This window comes from Pseudoxanthomonas sacheonensis (assembly GCF_010093305.1).
GTDB lineage: Bacteria > Pseudomonadota > Gammaproteobacteria > Xanthomonadales > Xanthomonadaceae > Pseudoxanthomonas_A > Pseudoxanthomonas_A sacheonensis.
The window spans coordinates 217,270-235,633 of sequence record NZ_PDWS01000003.1; the positions used below are offsets into that span (position 1 = coordinate 217,270).

Sequence of the window (18,364 nt, forward strand, 5' to 3'; positions counted from 1 at the left end):
CGAAGCCGGCTTGCCCGGCTTCGTAAGGCTGCTTGCCCTTATCCCTCGGCCCGCATCGTTCTTTCACGATGCAGCCAGCGGTACAGCACCGGCAACACAACCAGGGTGAGGAAGGTGGAGGAAACGATGCCGCCGATCACCACGGTCGCCAGCGGCCGCTGCACTTCCGAGCCCGCGCCCACGTTGAGGGCCATCGGCACGAAACCGAGCGAGGCCACCAACGCGGTCGTCAGCACCGGACGCAGCCGGGCCAGCGCCCCGTCGACGATGGCGTCGTCCAGCCCATCGCCTTGTTCGCGCAGCTTGCGGATGAAGGCGATCATCACCAGCCCGTTGAGCACCGCCACGCCCGACAGCGCGATGAAGCCGACTCCTGCGGAGATGGACAGGGGAATGCCGCGCAACGCCAATGCGACGACACCGCCGGTCAGCGCCAGCGGCACGCCGCTGAACACGATGGCCGCATCCTTGGCCGAACCGAAGGCCATGAACAGCAGCGCGAAGATGATGGCGAGCGTCACCGGCACCACCACCGACAGCCGCTGGCTGGCGGAAATCAGCTGTTCGAACGTGCCACCGTAGTCGATCCAGTAACCGGTCGGCACTTCGACTCCGGCATCGATCCGCTGCCGCAGCTCGCCGACGAAACCGCCCAGATCGCGCCCGCGCACATTGGCCGTCACCACCACGCGCCGTTTGCCGTTCTCGCGGTTGATCTGGTTGGGGCCTTGCAGGGTTTCGATCCTGGCCACCTCGCGCAACGGCACGGTGCGCGGAGCGCCCGCGCTGAAACCACCGCTGCGGCTGGATTCGTCGGCGTTGTCGCTGCCGCCCAGCGGAATGGGAAGGTCGGCCAATGCCGCGGGATCCTGGCGCAAGCGTTCGGGCAGGCGCACGACGATGTCGAAACGGCGATCGCCTTCGAACAACTGGCCGGACACTTCACCCCCGACCGCAGTGGCGACGGTTTCCTGCACCACGCCCGGATTCAGGCCGTAGCGCACCAGCGCGTTGCGATCCGGCGTCACCGTGAGCAAGGGCAATCCCGTGGCCTGCTCGAGCTTGACGTCGGCGGCTCCGGAGACCGATTTGGCCACCTCCTCGATGCGCTTGCCGACCTCCACGAGAGTATCCAGATCGTCGCCGTACAGCTTGATCGCCACATCGGCGCGCACGCCGGAGATCAGTTCGTTCATGCGCATCTGGATGGGCTGGGTGAACTCGTAGTTGTTGCCCGGCAACTGCTTCACCGCGGCTTCTATTTCAGACACCAGCTCGTCGCGCGGCTTGCGCGGGTCAGGCCACTGCGAACGCGGCTTCATCATCAGGAAGGTATCGGCCACCGAGGGCGGCATGGGATCGGTGGCGACTTCGGCGGTGCCCAGTTTGCCGAACACGCGCTCGACCTCCGGGAACCGCTTGATGCGCGCCTCCAGCGTGGATTGCATCTTCACCGCCTGGTCCAGGCTGGTGCCGGGAATGCGCAACGCGTGCAGGGCGATGTCGCCCTCGTCCAGATTGGGGATGAACTCGGTGCCCAGTCGCGTGGCCAGCAGCGCACACAGCGCCATCAACGCCAGCGCGCCGCCCATGACCCACTGGCCGCGCCGCAGCGACCATGTCAGCAGCGGCGCATAACCACGCCTGGCCCATTGCATCACCCGGTTTTCCTTCTCGTCCACCCGCCCGCCCAGGAACATCGCGATGGCCGCGGGAACGAAAGTGAGCGACAGCAGCATGGCGCCGGTCAACGCGAGTACGACGGTGATCGCCATGGGATGGAACATCTTCCCCTCGATGCCGGTCAGCGCGAAGATCGGCAAGTACACGGCGGCGATGATGCCCAGGCCGAACAGGCTGGGCCGGATCACTTCGGCGGTCGCCGAGGCGGTCGCGTCATGCCGTTCTTCCTCGGTCATCACCCGGCCCAGCCGGTGCTGCATTTCGCCGAAACGGCGCAGGCAGTTTTCGATGATGATCACCGCGCCATCGACGATCAGACCGAAGTCCAGCGCGCCCAGGCTCATCAGGTTGCCGGAAACGCCGCCGCGGACCATGCCGAACACGGTGAACAGCATCGCCAGTGGGATCACCGCTGCGGTGATCAGCGCGGCGCGGAAATTGCCGAGCAACAGGAACAGCACCACGATCACCAGCAAGGCGCCTTCCACCAGATTCTTCGACACGGTAGCGATGGTGCGGTCCACCAGGGCGGTACGGTCGTACACCGGCGTCGCCCGCACGCCGGCAGGCAAGCTGGCATTGGCTTCCTCGAGTTTGGCCGCCGAGGCTTGCGCGACCTCGCGGCTATTGGCGCCCACCAGCATGAACACCGTGCCCAGCACCACCTCGTTGCCGTTCTGCGTGGCGGCACCGGTGCGCAGTTCCGGGCCCTCGCCCACTTCGGCCACGTCGCGCACGCGGATCGGCACGCCCTGCCGGCGATCCAGCACGATGTCGCGGATCGCATCCAGATCGGCGGCCTGTCCTGGCACGCGCACCAGAAACTGCTGGCCGCTGCGTTCGATGTAGCCGGCGCCGATGTTCTGGTTGTTGGCGGCGACGGCGGCGACCACGTCGTGCAGGGTGAAGCCTAGCGCCACCAGCTTCGAAGGTTCCGGGGTGATGTGGATCTGCCGCGCGAATCCGCCGATGGTGTTGACCTCGGTCACGCCCGGCGTATTGCGCAGTTGCGGCCGCACCACCCAGTCCTGCAGGGTGCGCAGGTCCGTCGCCGTCCACGGCGTGCCGTCCTTCTTCACCGCACCGGTCTTGGCCTCGACGGTGTACATGAAGATTTCGCCCAGGCCGGTGGCGATGGGCCCCATCTCCGGTTCCAGGCCGTCGGGCAATTGCGATTTCGCCTGCTGCAACCGTTCGCTCACCTGCTGCCGCGCGAAGTACAGATCGGTGCCGTCCTTGAAGGCGACCGTCACTTGCGACAGCCCATAGCGCGAGATCGAGCGCGAATAATCCAGCCCCGGCAATCCCGCCATGGCGGTCTCGATGGGGAAGGTGACGCGCTGTTCGGATTCCAGCGGCGAGTAGCCGGTAGCCTCGGTATTGATCTGCACCTGCACGTTGGTGATGTCGGGCGTGGCGTCGATGGGCAGCTTGGTGAAGCTCCAGGCGCCCAGTGCGGCCAGCGCCAGGGTCAGCGCCAACATCAGCCAGCGATGGGCGATGGCGAAGCGGACGATGCCCTCGAGTGCGCCGCGGGCTTCTTGCTTGCGATCGTCAGTGGTCATGGGAAGCCCCCGACTTTTCGATGTCGGCCTTGATCAGGTAACTCTGTTCGGTCACCACGGCGTCGCCGGCCTTCAGGCCCGACAGCACCTCCACCTGGTCGGCGTCGCGCTTGCCCAGTTCCACCGGGCGCACTTCGTAGGTGTCGCCGACGCGGATGAAGACGACCTCCCAATCGCGGAAGTTCTGCAGCGCCGAGATCGGCACCACCAGCGCGGCCGGTTGCTGTTCGACCGTGATGCGCGCCTTCACCGCCGAACCCGGGCGCCACAGGCCGTCGGCGTTGGCGATGGTCGCGCGCGCCACGGTGCTCTGGCTTGCCGTCGCGGTGCCGGGCAGCACCCTTTCCAGCACGGTCTCGACGGTGGCGCCATCGCTCATGCGCGTGACTTTGACCGGCACGCCGGGACGGATGTGCTGGGCGTCGGAACCGAAGATATGAAGGTCCACCCACAGCGAAGACAGATCGGCGATCTCGAACAGCGGCGAGCCTTCGCTGGCGACCGAACCCACCGAGGCATTGCGCGCCAGCACCACGCCGGAGATCGGCGCGCTGACGGTGTAGGCGGTCAGGCTGAGATTGCTTTCCACCGTGGCCAGCGCCTGGCCCGCGCGCACCTGGTCGCCGACGTTGGCGCGCAACGTGCGGATGGGCCCCGGAAAGCGCGCCATCGCGTTGGCGACGCGGCCTTCCACCGGGGTGAGCAATCCTTGCACTTCGTGTTCGTCGGCGATCACGCCGGGACCGACCGGCGCCACGCGGATGCCGGAATCGGCCGCGATCGCGGCGGCGATCCGGGTACGCCCTTCATAACTGGGATATGCCCAGCGCAGCGCCTTTCCTTCGATCTTGGCCAACACTTCGACGTCGAACGAATGCGGTTCTCCAACGATGCTGGCGGCCATCAGGCTGCCATCCGCCTGCGGCTTGAGGAGATGGTTCTCGGCGATACCGCCGAGACGCTTCAATCTTATTTCCACCGTGCCTGCCGCCGCGGGCAAGGGCTTGTTCCCTTCGTACAACCAGGCCTGGTACTTCGGCGGCGTGCCGTCTTCGGCGATGGCCAGTTCTACCGCATAGCCGCTTTGCTCCAGCAGCCTGCCGCCGTGCTCTCCTTTTCTTGCTTCCTCCGCTTCCGCGTGCCCGCCACCTTCCTCGTGGCCATGCGCTTCGGGCGCGTCCTTTCCGCAAGCGCCCAACAGCAACGCCAATGCCAGTGCGCCGATCAGGTCCTTCGCTTTCATGGTGTCGTTTCCTGTTGGGTCTGCGACGCAGGGCCGGCGACGAACGCCTGGCCGGTGAGACGCTGGATTTCGATCAATGCGCGCTGGGCTTCCAGTGCCGCTTCGAGTTGTTGCTTGCGTGCGTTGGTGCGTTCGGACTGCAACTGCGCCCATTCGAGATAGCTGATCGCACCGCCACGGTAGGCGCGCTCCGCCGCGCTCTCGGCCCTGGCGAGCTTGGGCAGTACATCAGATTGCAATCGGGATACTTCCAGCTGGGCGACGCGGTAGCGGCCATGCGCCTCGGACAGGGTGGAATACAACGACAAGCCTTGCGCCTCGCGTTCGATCTCGACCAGCGCCAACTCCGCTTCCGCGACACGGATGTCCGGCTGGGCGCGGCGCGAGCTTCCCAACGGCATGGCAACACTGCCGATCAGCGCAAAATCATCCGTAGCCTGCAAGCGGCGCACGCCGACCTGCCAATCCAGATCGGGCACGGCCTGGCTCCGCGCCAGTTGCAGCCGCGCTTCGCCTATGCGCTGCTCATCGGCGAACCGCGCCAGTTCCGGCGTGCTGGTCAGCAACACATCCAGTGCGGCGAAGTCGGCGATGTCCGGCAAGACCAGAGGATCTCCCGCAACTACGCCGAATGCGGGATTGCGTTCGCCCCACAAGGCAGCGAGATGCTGGCGCGCGGCCGCACTGCGTTGCCCGGCGCGGTCGCGTTCCATTTCCGCGCGCGCCAACGCGGCTTGCGCCGTCAGCACGACCGACTCGGGCGATGCGCCCGCTGCGAGACGCTGTCTTGCGCCCGCGACGGTACGCTGCCGCTGGGTGACATCCAGATCGGCGATGCGGCGCTGTTCCTGCGCTGCGTTGATGGTGAGATAACGGCGCGCGACTTCGGCCAGCAGATCGAGCCGCTTGGTTTCCCGTTGCAGCGCCAGCGAATCGATGCGCGTCTGCGCCAGCGCGCGGCGCGCATCCAGCTTGCCGCCGCGTTCCAGCACGCCGGCCAGAGTCAGGCTTATTTCGGCTTGCCTGAAACCGCTGGCGTCGCCGGTGCCGAGCGCATTTTCGATCTGCAGGCCGGCGACCCAGGCTGGTTTCAACGCGGCGCGCTCGGCTTCGGCCGACAGCACGCCACGCTGGCCTTCCAGCAAGCGCAAATCGGGGTGGGATTGGGCGACGCGCGCGAACGCATCGTCCAGAGTCAATGTTTCAGGCGGCTGCGCCCATGCCGGCAAGCACGACGCGGCCGCGAAGACGGCGAGCGCCGTCGAACGCAACCACATGGGAATTCTCCAGAAGGATCTGATGACGAAGGACCGGCCCGATTGCCGGAAAACGTCAGATCGCTATCGGAGGCCGGAAATGATCGGTACGCGGAGGCGAATGCGGCGTTGCGAATGCCGGTACCGGCGCCTCATCGGAAAACAGCGGCGCCTGCGCTACGAAAGGAGTCGACAGGATCGCGGTGAGATGGCCGCAGCAATGCGCCGCGTGCATCAGGGCGTGCAGCAGGTCCGTGCCTTCTTGTTGCGTGCCCGCCTCGTCGGCATGGTCGTGCGAGTCGGACGCTTGCGCATGGTCGGTACCGCCGCGACTGAATTCATGCAGATCGCCTACCGCGGCGAATACGGGGTTCACCAGCACCGCAAGCACAAGCAATGCCAACGCGGGAAGGCGCAGCAACCTGGCAATACGGTGGCGGAGGATGCGGATCATCGAGTCCGCATGCTACGGGACGCCCAGCCTGTTAAGCAATTACAGCCAAGGCACGAGCGGGCCAAGAGGCAGCCGATGAGGGTGGGAGCGGCGTCCCGCCGCGAGCTTTTATGCTTGCGGATAAAAGGAAGTGGATCGAGAGCTCGCGGCGGGACGCCGCTCCCACCGATCCTGCACGCATGAAAAACAGGATGGCCGCGAAGCCATCCCGCTCATCCAAACCAAGCTACGTGCGCCCCGCCCCCATCCGCCCTTCGGGCACCTTCCCCCGTAAACGGAGGAAGGGATCTTGCCATGCTTCTTTCTTCGCTTACTTCAAGCCGCGATTCTCCAGCAGCGGTTCCACGCTGGGATCCTTGCCGCGGAAATCGCGGTACAGGGTGGCCAGGTCGACCGTGTTGCCGCGCGAGAGGATCTTGTCGCGGAAGATCTGGCCGTTCTCGGCGGTCATGCCGCCGTGCTCCTTGAACCATTCGAACGCATCGTCGTCCAGCACTTCCGACCAGAAATAGGCGTAGTAGCCGGCCGAGTAGCCGCCGCCCCAGATGTGGTCGAAATAGCTGGTGCGGTAACGCGGCGGCACTTCGGCCAGATCCACCTTGAACTTCTTCAGCGCGTCGGCTTCGAACTTGTCCACGTCCTGCAACGGCGCGTCGGCCGGCAGCGTGTGCCAGGCCAGATCGAGCAGCGCGGCCGACAGGTACTCGGTGGTGGCGTAGCCGCTGTTGAACTTGCCGGCTTTCTTGATCTTGTCGACCAGCGCCTGCGGCATCGGCTCGCCGGTCTTGTAGTGCTTGGCGTAGTTGGCGAACACCTTCGGATCCGAGGCCCAGTGCTCGTTGAACTGCGACGGGAACTCGACGAAATCGCGCGAGGTGCTGGTGCCGGCGATGGAGGGGTACTTCACCTTCGAGAACATGCCGTGCAACGCATGGCCGAACTCGTGGAACATGGTGGTGACGTCGTCGAAGCTGAGCAGCGCCGGCTGGCCGGCGGCGGGCTTGGTGAAGTTGCACACGTTGTAGACCACCGGCTTGGCGCCGGTCAGGCCGTCCTGCTCGACGAACACGTCCATCCACGCACCGCCGGACTTGCTGTCGCGCTTGAAGTAGTCGGTGTAGAACAGCGCCAGCGAGCTGCCGTCCTTGTCGAAGACTTCGTACACCTTCATGTCGGGGTTGTAGACGGGGATGTCCTTGCGTTCCTTGAAGGTGATGCCGTACATCTGCGTGGCGGCGTAGAACACGCCGTTGTGCAGCACGTTGTCCATTTCGAAGTACGGCTTGATCTGCGATTCGTCCAGATCGAATTCGGCCTTGCGCACCTGTTCGGCGTAGAAGTCCCAATCCGAAGCGGCCAGCTTGAAGCCGCCCTGCTGCTGGTCGATTACCGCCTGCATCTTGGCGATCTCGCTACGCGCTTTGGCGGTGGCGGCGGGCACGGTATCGGTCAGCAGCTTGAGCGCCTTGTCCGGCGTGATGGCCATCTGGTCGGCCAGGCTGTAAGCGGCATAGGTGTCGAAGCCGAGCAGCTTGGCTTTCTGCGCGCGCAGCTGGGCCAGACGCTGGATGATCTTGCGGGTGTCGTTGGCGTCGCCATGCTCGGTGCGCGTTTCCGACGCCTCCAGCACCTTGGCGCGCAATTCGCGATCCTTCAGCGAAGCCAGCACGGGCTGCTGGGTGGTGTTCTGCAGGGCCAGCAGCCACTTGCCGTTGAGCTTGCGCGCGGCCGCATCCTGCGCGGCCGAGGCGATGTCGCCTTCGGACAGGCCGTCCAGCTTGGCCTTGTCGTCGACCTGCACCGCACCGGCGGCCGCGGCGGCGACCAGCTTGTTGTGGAACTCGGTGGACAGGGTGGTCTCTTCCACGTTGAGCTTGCGCATGGTGGCCTTGTCGGCGTCGGACAGCTGTGCGCCTGCGCGGACCATTTCCTGGTAGTCGCGTTCGACCAGGCGAAGTTGTTCCGGGTCCAGCTTGAGCGTGGCGCGCGCGTCGTAGACCGCCTTCACGCGGGCGAAGAGTTTGGGATCCAGCGCGATCTCGTCCTGGTGCGCGGCCAGCTTGGGCGCGACTTCTTCCTGGATCTTCTGCCGCGCTTCGTTGGTATCGGCCTGGACCAGGCCGAAGAAAATGCGGCTGACGCGGTTCAAGGTCTCGCCAGTGCGTTCCATCGCCTCGATGGTGTTTTCGAAAGTGGCCGGCTCGGCGTTGTCGGCGATCTTGCGCATCTCGGCCAGGTGCTGCTTCATGCCCTCCTCGAAGGCGGGCAGGTAGTCGGCGTCCTCGATCTTGTCGAACATCGGCGCGCCGAACGGCAGCGTGCTGGCGGTCAGCAGCGGGTTTTCGGTAGCGGCGGGGGTAGCGGCGGGGGTGGTTTCGGTCACGGTTTCGGGCGATTTTCCGGTGCAGGCCGCAAGGGCCAGGCTGATGGCGGCGGCGAGGACTACGGTACGCGACATGGAGCGCTTCCAGGGTCAGGGAACAAGCCGGCTACCCTAGCGCGCCGGCGGCGCCGGCGCATGTGTCGAAGGTGCGGCGCAAAGCCCCGGTTCAGTGGAAACGGCGACGTGAAACAACGGCGTGGGAGCGGCGTCCCGCCGCGAGCTTTTGCTTTTCCAGGCTGTGAAGCGAAGAGCTCGCGGCGGGACGCCGCTCCCACGGCCATATAACGTCAGACGGTGCCGCGATTCTTGCCCTGCCAGGGTCGGTAGTACTCGCGGATACGCGCCATGTCCTGCTGCAGGTTGTCGGTGGGCTGGAAGACCCGGTCGATGCCGATGATCTTCTCCGGGTAGTGGAAGTACGCCATGACGATGGGAACATCCGCCGCGCGCGCGATTTTCCAGAAGCCCGTCTTCCATTTCTCCACGCGCTTGCGCGTGCCTTCCGGGGTCAGGGTGAACCAGATGCGGTCGAAGTCGCGGATGATCGCGATCGCCTGCTCGATGGTTCCCTGCGGCGAGCTGCGGTTCACCGGTATGGCCCCCAGCCGCCGCAGCAGCGGGCCCAGCGGCCACCAGAACAGTTGCGTCTTGCCCAGCACGCGCACCTCCAGGCCCAGCGCTATTTTCGCCGCCATTCCCCAGTACCCGTCCCAATTTGACGAGTGCGGGGCCACGATCAGCACCGCCTTGGCCAGATCGGGAATCGGGCCGACGATGCGCCAGCCCCCCAGCCTCAAGGCGGTACGGCCCAGCCAGCGGGTGAACCGGTTGGGCTTCACCTGCGGCATCAGCGGCGGAATGGGGGGAATCAGATCCGTCGCATCGCTCAATCGATCACTCCCTTGTTCGAACGCCCGCGCTTGATTTCGCCGCGGCCGCGTTTGGCATCCAGGCGCCGCGCCTTGGCGGCGCGCGAGGGCTTGGTGGCGATGCGCTTCTTCGGCGCGGTCAGGCCGGTGGCGATGAACGCCGCCAGGCGCTCGCGCGCATCCTGGCGGTTGCGGTCCTGGGTGCGGAAGCGCTGCGCATCGATCACCAGCACGCCCTCATCGGTGATGCGGCGGTCGCGCTTGGCCAGCAGGCGCTCGCGCACCGGTTCGGGCAGCGACGGCGAGCCGGCCAGGTCGAAGCGCAGTTCCACCGCAGTGGAAACCTTGTTGACGTTCTGCCCGCCCGCGCCGCTGGCGCGCACGAAGCGTTCGACCAGTTCGGTCTCGGGTATCGCCAAGGCAGGCGTGATTTCGAGTGCGTCGCTCCCCATGCGCCAATTGTAGGCGTGATGCGGCGCCGCTGGAATCCGACGGATACGGTTTAACCGGCCGTTTACTTTGCGCTGGGCACTATGCGTCTCCCTTCATCCGCTCCAGGAACCTTCGGCATGCCGATTCCACGCCTGTTTCCGCGCCTGCTGGCTGCCGCCTGTCTTGCCTTGTGCGCCGCCACGGCGCTGGCCGCTCCGCCGACCGATGCCGATATCGAGCGCCTGCTCAAGGCTTCGCGCGCCGAAAGCATGCTCAATGCGATCCTGCCGCAGATGGAGGAGATGCAGCGCCAGCAGTTCGAGCAGATCACCAGCGGCAAGGACCTGAGCGCCGAACAGAAGGCGGAAGTCGAACGCATCCAGGCGCGCACCAACCAGATCGTGCGCAAGGCCCTGGCCTGGGACGAGATGCGCCCCCTGTACATCGACGTTTACAAGCAGACCTTCAGCAGCGAGGACGTCCGGGCCATGGCCAAGTTCTACGAAAGTCCGGCCGGCAAGAATCTGCTGGACAAGACTCCGGCGCTGATGCAGAACCTGATGGGCGCGATCCAGAAGAAGATCATCCCGATGATGGAAGAGCTGCAGACCGAGCTGAAGGAATCGACCAAGGAAACGCCGGCGCCCGAAGTCACTCCGCCGGCGAAGAAGAAAAAGAAAAGATAACCGAGGCGACTGTAGGAGCGGGCCCTGCCCGCGACGCTTTGGGATATCGCCCGAAGGCCGCAAAAAGCGTCGCGGGCAGGGCCCGCTCCTACAGTTTCAGCTCCGACTTGGGCGGCAGCCGCCAATCGATCGGCGTTTTGCCTTTTTGCGCCAGGAACTGGTTGGTCGAGGAGAAGTGCTTGCAGCCCAGGAAGCCGCGATGCGCCGACAGCGGCGAGGGGTGCGGCGCGCGCAGCACGCGGTGGCGGCGCGCGTCGATCACCTTGCCCTTGGCCTGCGCATAGCTTCCCCACAGCAGGAACACGATGTCCTCGCGTTCGCGGGCCAAGGTTTCGATGGCGTGGTCGGTGAATCCCTCCCAACCCTTTCCCTGGTGCGCGCCGGCGCGGCCTTCTTCGACGGTCAGCACCGCGTTCAACAGCAGCACGCCCTGCCGCGCCCAGGGCAACAGGCAGCCGTGATCCGGCCGCGGGATGCCCAGGTCGTTGTTCAGTTCTTTGAAGATGTTGTCCAGCGACGGCGGCACCGGAACGCCCGGCAGCACCGAAAAGCACAAACCATGCGCCTGCCCGGCGCCGTGGTACGGGTCCTGGCCCAGGATCACCACTTTCACTTCCTCGAAAGGCGTGGCGTCGAAGGCGGCGAAGATCTGCGGACCCGGCGGAAAGATGCGCGCGCCGGCCTGCTTGCGCTGGCGCAGGAACGCCGACAGCTCGCGCATCTCGGGGCGTTGCAGCCAGTCGCCGACTTTCGCCTTCCAGGAGGGTTCCAGTTTGATGTTGTCGTTGTCGGGCATGAGGGGAGAATGAAATTCGGGCGCGATGATTGATTGGAATCGTCATCCCAGCGAAAGCTGGGATGACGTCAAGAAAATTGACGCCGCCAGAGAGCATCACGCATGTTCACACCAGCGCGCGAGCCTCGCCCATACTCGACACCCGCAGCTGGAACAGCACCTTGGTGATCAGCAGGCGTTCCTCGATGGGCTTGAGCACCAGATCGTTGGCGCCGGCCTGCAGCAGTTCGGACTGGTTGTTGCGGTTGTCGTCGCCGGTCATCACCAGGATCGGCAGGCGGCGCTTGCCGTAGGCGAAATCGATGCGGACGCGCTGCACCACGTCGCGGCCGCTGAGTTCGCCCTTGAGGGTCACGTCGGTCAGCACCAGGTCGAAACGGTGGGTGGAATGGCCCAGCGATTCGGCGGTGAGCAGGGCGAAGGCGTCTTCGGCCTTGAGCACATGGACAACCTTGAGGTCGTGGCGTTCCAGCATGCGCTTGGTGGTTTCGGCCACCACGCGGCTGTCTTCCACGTACAGCACGGTGGCGCCGGCGACCGGTTCGGGCTGCACGTAGCCACGGATGAAGGCCGCCAGCGCCTCGTGGCCCAGCGACTTGTCGAAATAGTCGGTGACGTATTCGGTGAAACGGCGTTCGACCAGATGTTGCTGCGCGTCGCCCGATACCACGATCACCGGCACATAGGCCTGCCCGGCGGATTCGCGCACCGCACGCGCGATCTCGAGTCCGTCGCCGTCCTTCAGCGCCAGCGAGGTGGTGACCAGGTGTACCGCACCGTCCTCCAGCGCCTTGCGCGCGTCGGCGACGCTGGCGCAGCCGATGACCTCGACGCCCGGCAGTTCGCGGGTAAGCACGTCGGCGATCATCTTGCGCACCATCTTCGAACCGTCGACCACCATCACCCGCGGGGTGTCGCTGATCAGATGTCGAAGTTCCTGCGAATGCATATAGGACTTGTCCTAGGTTTCCGTCGGTCTGGTTTGACGCAGGAAATGCCCGGTGACCAGCCACGCGCCCAGCCAACCGATCGCCGTGGCGGCCAGCAGGAAACCTGCGGCACGCAAGGGGTCCAGTCCGCTGAGCGCGAAACCGCTACCGTAGCTTTGCGCCAATGCATGCAGCGGCGCGCGCAGAGCATACGCTGCCGCGGCCAGCAGACCCAAGGCCAGCGCGCCGGCGGCCAGGCCGTACCAGGCACCGAGATAGATGAAGGGGCGGCGGATGAAGCCGTCGGTGGCGCCCAGCAGCTGCAGCACGCCGATTTCCTCCCGCCGCGACTGGATGTCCAAGCGCACGGTATTGCCTACGACCAGCAGCGCCCCCAGGCCGAACAGCGCCGCCAGCACCCAGGCCAGGCGTTCGCCGAAACCCAGCCAGCCCTGCAGGCGCTGGCGCCAGGCCGCGTCGTGCTGCAGCAGGCCGGTTTCCGGCAGGCGCTCCAGCGCCGCCACCAGGCTGGCGTCGTCTTCACCGGGTGTCACTATCAGCAGACTGGGCAGCGGGTTTTCTTCCAGCGCGCCGATCGCATCGCCCAGGCCGCTGCGCGCGCGGAACTCGGCCAGTCCCTGCTCCGGCGTGCGCACTTCCACCCTGGCCACGTCGCCACGCCCACGAAGTTCCGTCGCCAGCGCCTGCGCGCGCGCGACCTCGATCTCGGGCTTGAGGAACACGTCGATTTCGCGCGACTGCTCCACGCTGCCGGCGAAATGCTGCAGGTTCTCCAGCGCCAGCCCCAGGCCCAGCGGCAAGGCCAACGCCACTCCCATCACGCCGATGGTCAGCAGCGTGGCCCATGGCCGGCGCAGCACGCGGCCCAGGCTGGCGACGAAACTGTAGAGGTGCTGGTCGAGCCAGATGCCCACGCCCGAACGCGGGCCGGCGGCGACTTTGGCGTTCTCGCTGGCTCCGCTCATTCGGCCAGATCCGCCGGAGAGATATCGTCCATCAGCTTGCCGTGGTCCAGGATCAACACGCGTTTCTTCATGCGCTTGATCAGGGTCAGGTCGTGGCTGACCACCAGCACGCTGGTGCCGCGTTCGGGCATGGAAGCGAACAGCGACATGATTTCGGCCGCCAGCGTGGGGTCGAGGTTGCCGGTGGGTTCGTCGGCCACCAGCAGTCGCGGTTCGGCGACGATGGCCCGGGCGATGCCCACGCGTTGCTGCTCGCCCGCCGAAAGCTGCGAAGGCAACGCCTTCTCGCGATGGCCCAGGCCCATGCGCGCCAGTACTTCGCGCACGCGCTTGCCGATGTCGGTGCGGCGGTCGCCGCGCAGGATCAGCGGCAGGGCGACGTTCTCGGCCACGGGGCGCTCGGCCAGCAGCCGATGGTCCTGGTGGACGGCGCCTACTTCGCGGCGATGCAGCGGAATACGGCCGCCGCGGACTTTCAACAGATTGCGTCCGCCGAACACCACCGCGCCGCGGGTGGGCCGCTCGCTCAGATGGATGAGTTTGAGCAGGGTGCTCTTGCCCGCCCCGGAATGTCCGGTGACGAAGAGCATCTCGCCTTGCGCGACTTCGAAGCTGACGTCGGCCAACGCCTCATGGCCGCCGGGGTATTGCTTGCTGACGTTTTCGAATCGCAGAACGCTCATGCCGCGATTATGCCCTGTTCCCTTTCCACTCGTAGGTCGGGGTTACATCCCCGACGCGCGCGATGCCGGGCGCAATGGGTCGGGGGCGTAACCCCGACCTGCTAGCTGCCGGACACCAACGACTTGAGCTTGCGGCCAAGCTTGGTCAGGAACGAAGAATTGTCGGCGGGCGCGACGGGCTTGGGTGCAGTGGCGGTCTGCGTCTGCGCCGGAACCGAGTTCGCCACGGCGCCATCGACCGGCACGCCATGACGACGACGGCGGCGTTTGCGCGGCGGACGCGTCGGGTCGGCGGAAGGCGCGGATGCGCCGCTTGCTGCGGCTGCAACAGGGTTGGCGCCGACTACAGGCCTGGCGGGTGCGGCCTCGGCGCTGCGCGGCGGACGCGGCGCGCGCGGCTTGCCATCGCCGGAAGGGGCGCCGGAACGCGGCCGCGATGGACCACCGCGGCCGGAGCCGCTGCCACTGCGGCCACCGCCACGACGCTGCTCGTCGGCGATGCGCTGTTCGCGCGCTTCCTTGAAGATCGTGCCGATGCTTTCGCCTGCATCCTCGTCCACTTCGTCGCCCGGCTGCGGGGCTGCGCGCGGCGGACGCGGGATGGCGGTCAGCAGTTCGGTGGTCACCGATTCCACCGGCAGCTTCTGGTCGATGTAGGCCTCGATGTCCGGCAGGCTTTGCGCATAGATCTCGCAGGCGAAGCTGATCGCATCGCCCTCGGCGCCCAGGCGCGCGGTGCGGCCGATGCGGTGCACGTAGTCTTCCGCGTCGAACGGCAGGTCGTAGTTGTACACATGCGACACGCCGTCGATATGCAGGCCGCGCGCGGCCACGTCGGTGGCCACCAGTATTTCGAGCTGGCCTTTCTGGAAGCGGTTGAGCAGCGACTCGCGCTTCTTCTGCGGCACGTCGCCCGACAGCACGCCGACGCGGTAGCCGGCCCGTTCCAGCGAACGCGCCACGCGCTCCACCCATACCTTGGTATTGACGAAGATCATGGTGCGCGCGCCTTCGCTGCGCGACAGCAGGCCGATCAGCAGCGGGATCTTTTCTTCGTTGGCCGGGAAGTAGACCTTCTGGCGCACCTTGGCGGCGGTGATGAACTCGGTTTCCACCACCAGCTTCTGCGGCTCGTTCATGTGCTCGTAGGCCAGCTCCAGCACGCGATGGCTGAGCGTGGCGCTGAACAGCAGCGTCTGGCGGGTGGTGCGCTCGGGCATCTTGCGCAGCAGGAAGCGGATGTCCTTGATGAAGCCCAGGTCGAACATGCGGTCGGCTTCGTCCAGCACGCAGATTTCGCAGGCATGCAGCGACACCACCCTGCTCTGCTTCACGTAGTCGATCAGGCGACCCGGCGTGGCGATGATCACGTCCACGCCCTGGGTCAGCAGCTCGCGCTGCTTGTCGTAGTCCACGCCGCCGTAGATCAAGGCGAAACGCAGGCCCAGGTCGGCGCCGAACTTCACCGCATCCTTGTGGATCTGGATGGCCAGTTCGCGGGTCGGCGCGAGGATCAGCGCGCGCGGATCCTCCGGCTTGCGGTCGGCCAGCGCCGGCCGGGTCAGCAAACGGTTCATGACCGCGACCAGGAAGGCCAGGGTCTTGCCGGTGCCGGTCTGCGCCTGGCCGGCGACGTCGCCGCCCGGCAACGCCACGGGCAGCGTCATCGCCTGGATCGGCGTGGTCCGCGAAAACCCGGCCGCCTCCAGCCCGGCGAGCAAGGCCGGATGCAGGTCGAACGAGGAAAAAGTGATATCGGTTAACGGCTTGTCGCTCATGCTTTCTTCTTTGGGGTGTTTCACGCGCATTGCGCGGGTCGATGCGCTTGCATCGTCGTCACCGGCGTCGCACACTGCGTTCCATGCCGGTGTACGCGAATCCAGGGGCAAACCCTTGAACGGAATCGCGGAACGCCCCAGTTTACAGCAATGCGGAGGCCGGCATTTCGGCCCACAACCGGGCCCCGCCCTCCGCGGACCCCGCAGGAGACCCCAAAGTGAGCGATAAGGTGACACACGTCGGCGATGCCGATTTCGAGACCGCCGTGCTGCAGTCCGAAGAACCGGTATTGGTGGATTTCTGGGCCGAATGGTGCGGTCCCTGCAAGATGATCGCCCCGGTCCTGGACGAGCTGGCCCAGACCTACGAGGGCAAGCTGAAGGTGGTCAAGCTCAACGTGGACGAGAACCGCGCCACCGCCATCAAGTACCACGTGCGCAACATCCCGCTGCTGCTGCTGTTCAAGGACGGCCAGGTCCAGGCCACCCAGGTCGGCGCCGTGGGCAAGGGCCAGCTGACCCAGATGATCGAAAAGGGCATCGGCTCGACCGCTTCGGCGGCCTGAACACCCTGGTCTGTAGGAGCGGGCCGTGCCCGCGACGCTCTTCTTCCAACCTGACTCAAGAGCGTCGCGGGCAGGGCCCGCTCCTACAGATAGACGCCTTCCTGAACGGGTTTGCGGCACGGCGCTTGCCGCCGCCGCTTCCCGGTGCTAGTTTCAACACTATCCGGCGCGGGGTCTGCGCCGCACCCATCTGACCGCACTCATTACGAGAGCCCACCCTTTCACCGTCCCGCCCGCATTCCGCTGGCGCTCGCAACCGTAGCGAGGAATCGCAACTTTGTCCGATAACACCCCTGAAGCCGGCGACGCCGGCGCTCCTGCCGAGAAGCGTGCGCGCAAGCCGCGCGTCGCCAAGGCCGCTCCCGCCTCCGAAGCACCCGCCGTCCCGGCGCCTGCTCCCAGCACGCCTCCACCGGCTCCCGCCGCGCCTCCGGCGCCGCGACCGGAATCTTCCGCGCCCTCCGCGCAGCCTGCCGCCGTGCAGGCGCAGCCCGCGCTTTTCCAACCGCAATCCCAGGGCGGCAACCAGGAAAGCAGCGGCCAACCCTCCCAGAATCCGCAAGGCCAGGGGCAAGGGGGCCAGCAGCAGGACGGCGAGCCGCGCGAACAGAACCAGAACCAGAACCGCTTCCAGAACGGCGGTGGCGGCAACAACCGTCGCGACCGTTTCCGCAACCGCCGCGATCGCGACCAGCGTCCGCGCAACGATGGGCTGCCCAGCGACAACGGCGCCAACGAACCCTTCGTGCCGCGCGGCCCGGCCCCGGGCGTTCCCGAGGGCTTTCCGCAATATTCGCTGAGCGATCTCAAGCGCATGCCGGCGCAGAAGCTGCTGGACATCGCCGAACAGCTGAGCATCCACGAAGGCGTGGCCCGCGCGCGCAAGCAGGACGTGATCTTCGCCCTGCTGAAAGTGCTGACCCGCCACGGCGAAGGCGTCGCCGCCGACGGCGTGCTGGAAATCCTGCCGGACGGCTTCGGCTTCCTGCGCGCCGCCGAGGCCAGCTACCTGGCCGGCCCGGACGACACCTACATCTCGCCCAGCCAGATCCGCCGCTTCAATCTGCGCACCGGCGACCATCTGAGCGGCCGCATCCGTTTCCCGAAGGATGGCGAACGCTACTTCGCGCTGTCGGTGGTGGACACCATCAACGGCGAGCCGATCGAAGCCAGCAAGGGCAAGGTGCTGTTCGAGAACCTGACCGCGCTGTTCCCGCGCCGCCGCTTCACGCTGGAACGCGGCAACGGCTCCAGCGAAGACATCTCCGGCCGCATCATGGATCTGATGGCGCCGCAGGGCAAAGGCCAGCGCGCGCTGATCGTATCCCCGCCCAAGGCCGGCAAGACCATCCTGATGCAGCAGATCGCCACCGCGATCACCACCAACCACCCCGACGTGCACATGATCGTGCTGCTGATCGACGAGCGTCCGGAAGAAGTCACCGAAATGCAGCGCACCGTGCGCGGCGAAGTCATCAGCTCCACCTTCGACGAACCGGCCGCGCGCCACGTGCAGGTCGCCGAAATGGTGATCGAGCGCGCCAAGCGTCTGGTCGAGCACAAGAAGGACGTGGTGATCCTGCTCGACTCCATCACCCGCCTGGCCCGCGCCTACAACAACGTGGTGCCCAGCTCGGGCAAGGTGCTCAGCGGCGGCGTCGACGCCAATGCGCTGCACCGCCCGAAGCGCTTCTTCGGCGCGGCGCGCAACGTGGAGGAAGGCGGTTCGCTCACCATCATCGCCACGGCTCTGGTCGAAACCGGCAGCAAGATGGACGAGGTGATCTACGAAGAGTTCAAGGGCACCGGCAACAGCGAAGTGCATCTGAACCGCCGTATCGCCGAGAAGCGCGTGTACCCGGCCATCGACATCAACCGCTCCGGCACCCGCCGCGAGGATCTGCTGATCGAACCGGAGCTGCTGCAGAAGATCTGGATCCTGCGCAAGCTGCTGCACCCAATGGACGAGATCACGGCGATGGAGTTCCTGCTGGACAAGATGAAGAACACCAAGTCCAACGACGAGTTCTTCAGTTCCATGAAGCGCTGAGCCAG

The 18,364-nt window shown here is 66.1% G+C and carries 15 protein-coding genes; 3 read left to right on the forward strand and 12 right to left on the reverse strand.

Annotation, left to right across the window (positions count from 1 at the left end; translation table 11 throughout):
* Positions 1-38: 38 nt before the first annotated feature.
* The 7 genes from CSC73_RS04685 to arfB all read right to left on the reverse strand — a co-directional run bounded on the left by CSC73_RS04685 (position 39) and on the right by arfB (position 9,905).
* The gene (locus CSC73_RS04685; RefSeq protein ID WP_163839240.1) at positions 39-3,248 is read right to left on the reverse strand and encodes an efflux RND transporter permease subunit; all 3,210 of its coding nucleotides are present in this window, start codon (positions 3,246-3,248) and stop codon (positions 39-41) included.
* Positions 3,238-4,491 (reverse strand): efflux RND transporter periplasmic adaptor subunit, encoded by a 1,254-nt coding sequence (locus CSC73_RS04690; protein ID WP_163839241.1) that lies wholly within the window; start codon positions 4,489-4,491, stop codon positions 3,238-3,240. Before CSC73_RS04690 ends, CSC73_RS04685 begins: the two co-directional genes overlap by 11 nt.
* Positions 4,488-5,768, reverse strand: coding sequence for a TolC family protein (locus CSC73_RS04695; RefSeq protein WP_163839242.1), 1,281 nt, complete (start codon positions 5,766-5,768; stop codon positions 4,488-4,490). Before CSC73_RS04695 ends, CSC73_RS04690 begins: the two co-directional genes overlap by 4 nt.
* Before the next feature lie 55 nt (positions 5,769-5,823).
* Entirely contained in the window at positions 5,824-6,201 is a 378-nt protein-coding gene (locus tag CSC73_RS04700) for a DUF2946 family protein (RefSeq protein WP_163839243.1), read from the reverse strand.
* A 310-nt stretch (positions 6,202-6,511) separates the two neighbouring features.
* Positions 6,512-8,659: a peptidyl-dipeptidase Dcp gene (dcp, locus tag CSC73_RS04705; RefSeq protein ID WP_163839244.1), complete on the reverse strand. Its 2,148-nt coding sequence runs from the start codon at positions 8,657-8,659 to the stop codon at positions 6,512-6,514.
* Positions 8,660-8,871: 212 nt separating this feature from the next.
* Positions 8,872-9,474 carry a lysophospholipid acyltransferase family protein gene (locus CSC73_RS04710; RefSeq protein WP_163839245.1) on the reverse strand — a complete coding sequence of 201 codons (603 nt, stop codon included), beginning with the start codon at positions 9,472-9,474 and terminating at the stop codon, positions 8,872-8,874.
* On the reverse strand, positions 9,471-9,905 hold the full coding sequence (gene arfB, locus CSC73_RS04715; protein ID WP_163839246.1) for an alternative ribosome rescue aminoacyl-tRNA hydrolase ArfB: 435 nt from the start codon (positions 9,903-9,905) through the stop codon (positions 9,471-9,473). Before arfB ends, CSC73_RS04710 begins: the two co-directional genes overlap by 4 nt.
* A gap of 117 nt (positions 9,906-10,022) precedes the next feature.
* Between arfB and CSC73_RS04720 the strand changes: the two genes are divergently transcribed.
* The gene (locus CSC73_RS04720) at positions 10,023-10,571 is read left to right on the forward strand and encodes a DUF2059 domain-containing protein (RefSeq protein ID WP_163839247.1); all 549 of its coding nucleotides are present in this window, start codon (positions 10,023-10,025) and stop codon (positions 10,569-10,571) included.
* An 88-nt stretch (positions 10,572-10,659) separates the two neighbouring features.
* On the opposite strand, the gene ung is transcribed toward CSC73_RS04720, so the two are convergent.
* The 5 genes from ung to rhlB form a co-directional block, all read right to left on the reverse strand.
* Positions 10,660-11,367, reverse strand: a complete 708-nt coding sequence (ung, locus tag CSC73_RS04725) for a uracil-DNA glycosylase (RefSeq protein WP_163839248.1) — start codon at positions 11,365-11,367, stop codon at positions 10,660-10,662.
* Positions 11,368-11,473: 106 nt separating this feature from the next.
* Positions 11,474-12,316: a response regulator gene (locus CSC73_RS04730; RefSeq protein WP_163839249.1), complete on the reverse strand. Its 843-nt coding sequence runs from the start codon at positions 12,314-12,316 to the stop codon at positions 11,474-11,476.
* 12 nt (positions 12,317-12,328) lie between these two features.
* Positions 12,329-13,282, reverse strand: coding sequence for a permease-like cell division protein FtsX (gene ftsX / locus CSC73_RS04735; protein WP_163839250.1), 954 nt, complete (start codon positions 13,280-13,282; stop codon positions 12,329-12,331).
* On the reverse strand, positions 13,279-13,965 hold the full coding sequence (gene ftsE, locus CSC73_RS04740) for a cell division ATP-binding protein FtsE (protein ID WP_163839251.1): 687 nt from the start codon (positions 13,963-13,965) through the stop codon (positions 13,279-13,281). Before ftsE ends, ftsX begins: the two co-directional genes overlap by 4 nt.
* 101 nt (positions 13,966-14,066) lie before the next feature.
* Positions 14,067-15,743 (reverse strand): ATP-dependent RNA helicase RhlB, encoded by a 1,677-nt coding sequence (gene rhlB, locus CSC73_RS04745; protein ID WP_163839252.1) that lies wholly within the window; start codon positions 15,741-15,743, stop codon positions 14,067-14,069.
* Between the two features lie 218 nt (positions 15,744-15,961).
* Here rhlB and trxA point away from each other — a divergent pair, with 218 nt between their 5' ends.
* Both trxA and rho read left to right on the forward strand, forming a co-directional pair.
* The gene (trxA, locus tag CSC73_RS04750; RefSeq protein ID WP_163839253.1) at positions 15,962-16,309 is read left to right on the forward strand and encodes a thioredoxin TrxA; all 348 of its coding nucleotides are present in this window, start codon (positions 15,962-15,964) and stop codon (positions 16,307-16,309) included.
* A 277-nt stretch (positions 16,310-16,586) separates the two neighbouring features.
* Positions 16,587-18,359 carry a transcription termination factor Rho gene (rho, locus tag CSC73_RS04755; protein WP_163839254.1) on the forward strand — a complete coding sequence of 591 codons (1,773 nt, stop codon included), beginning with the start codon at positions 16,587-16,589 and terminating at the stop codon, positions 18,357-18,359.
* Positions 18,360-18,364: the final 5 nt, after the last annotated feature.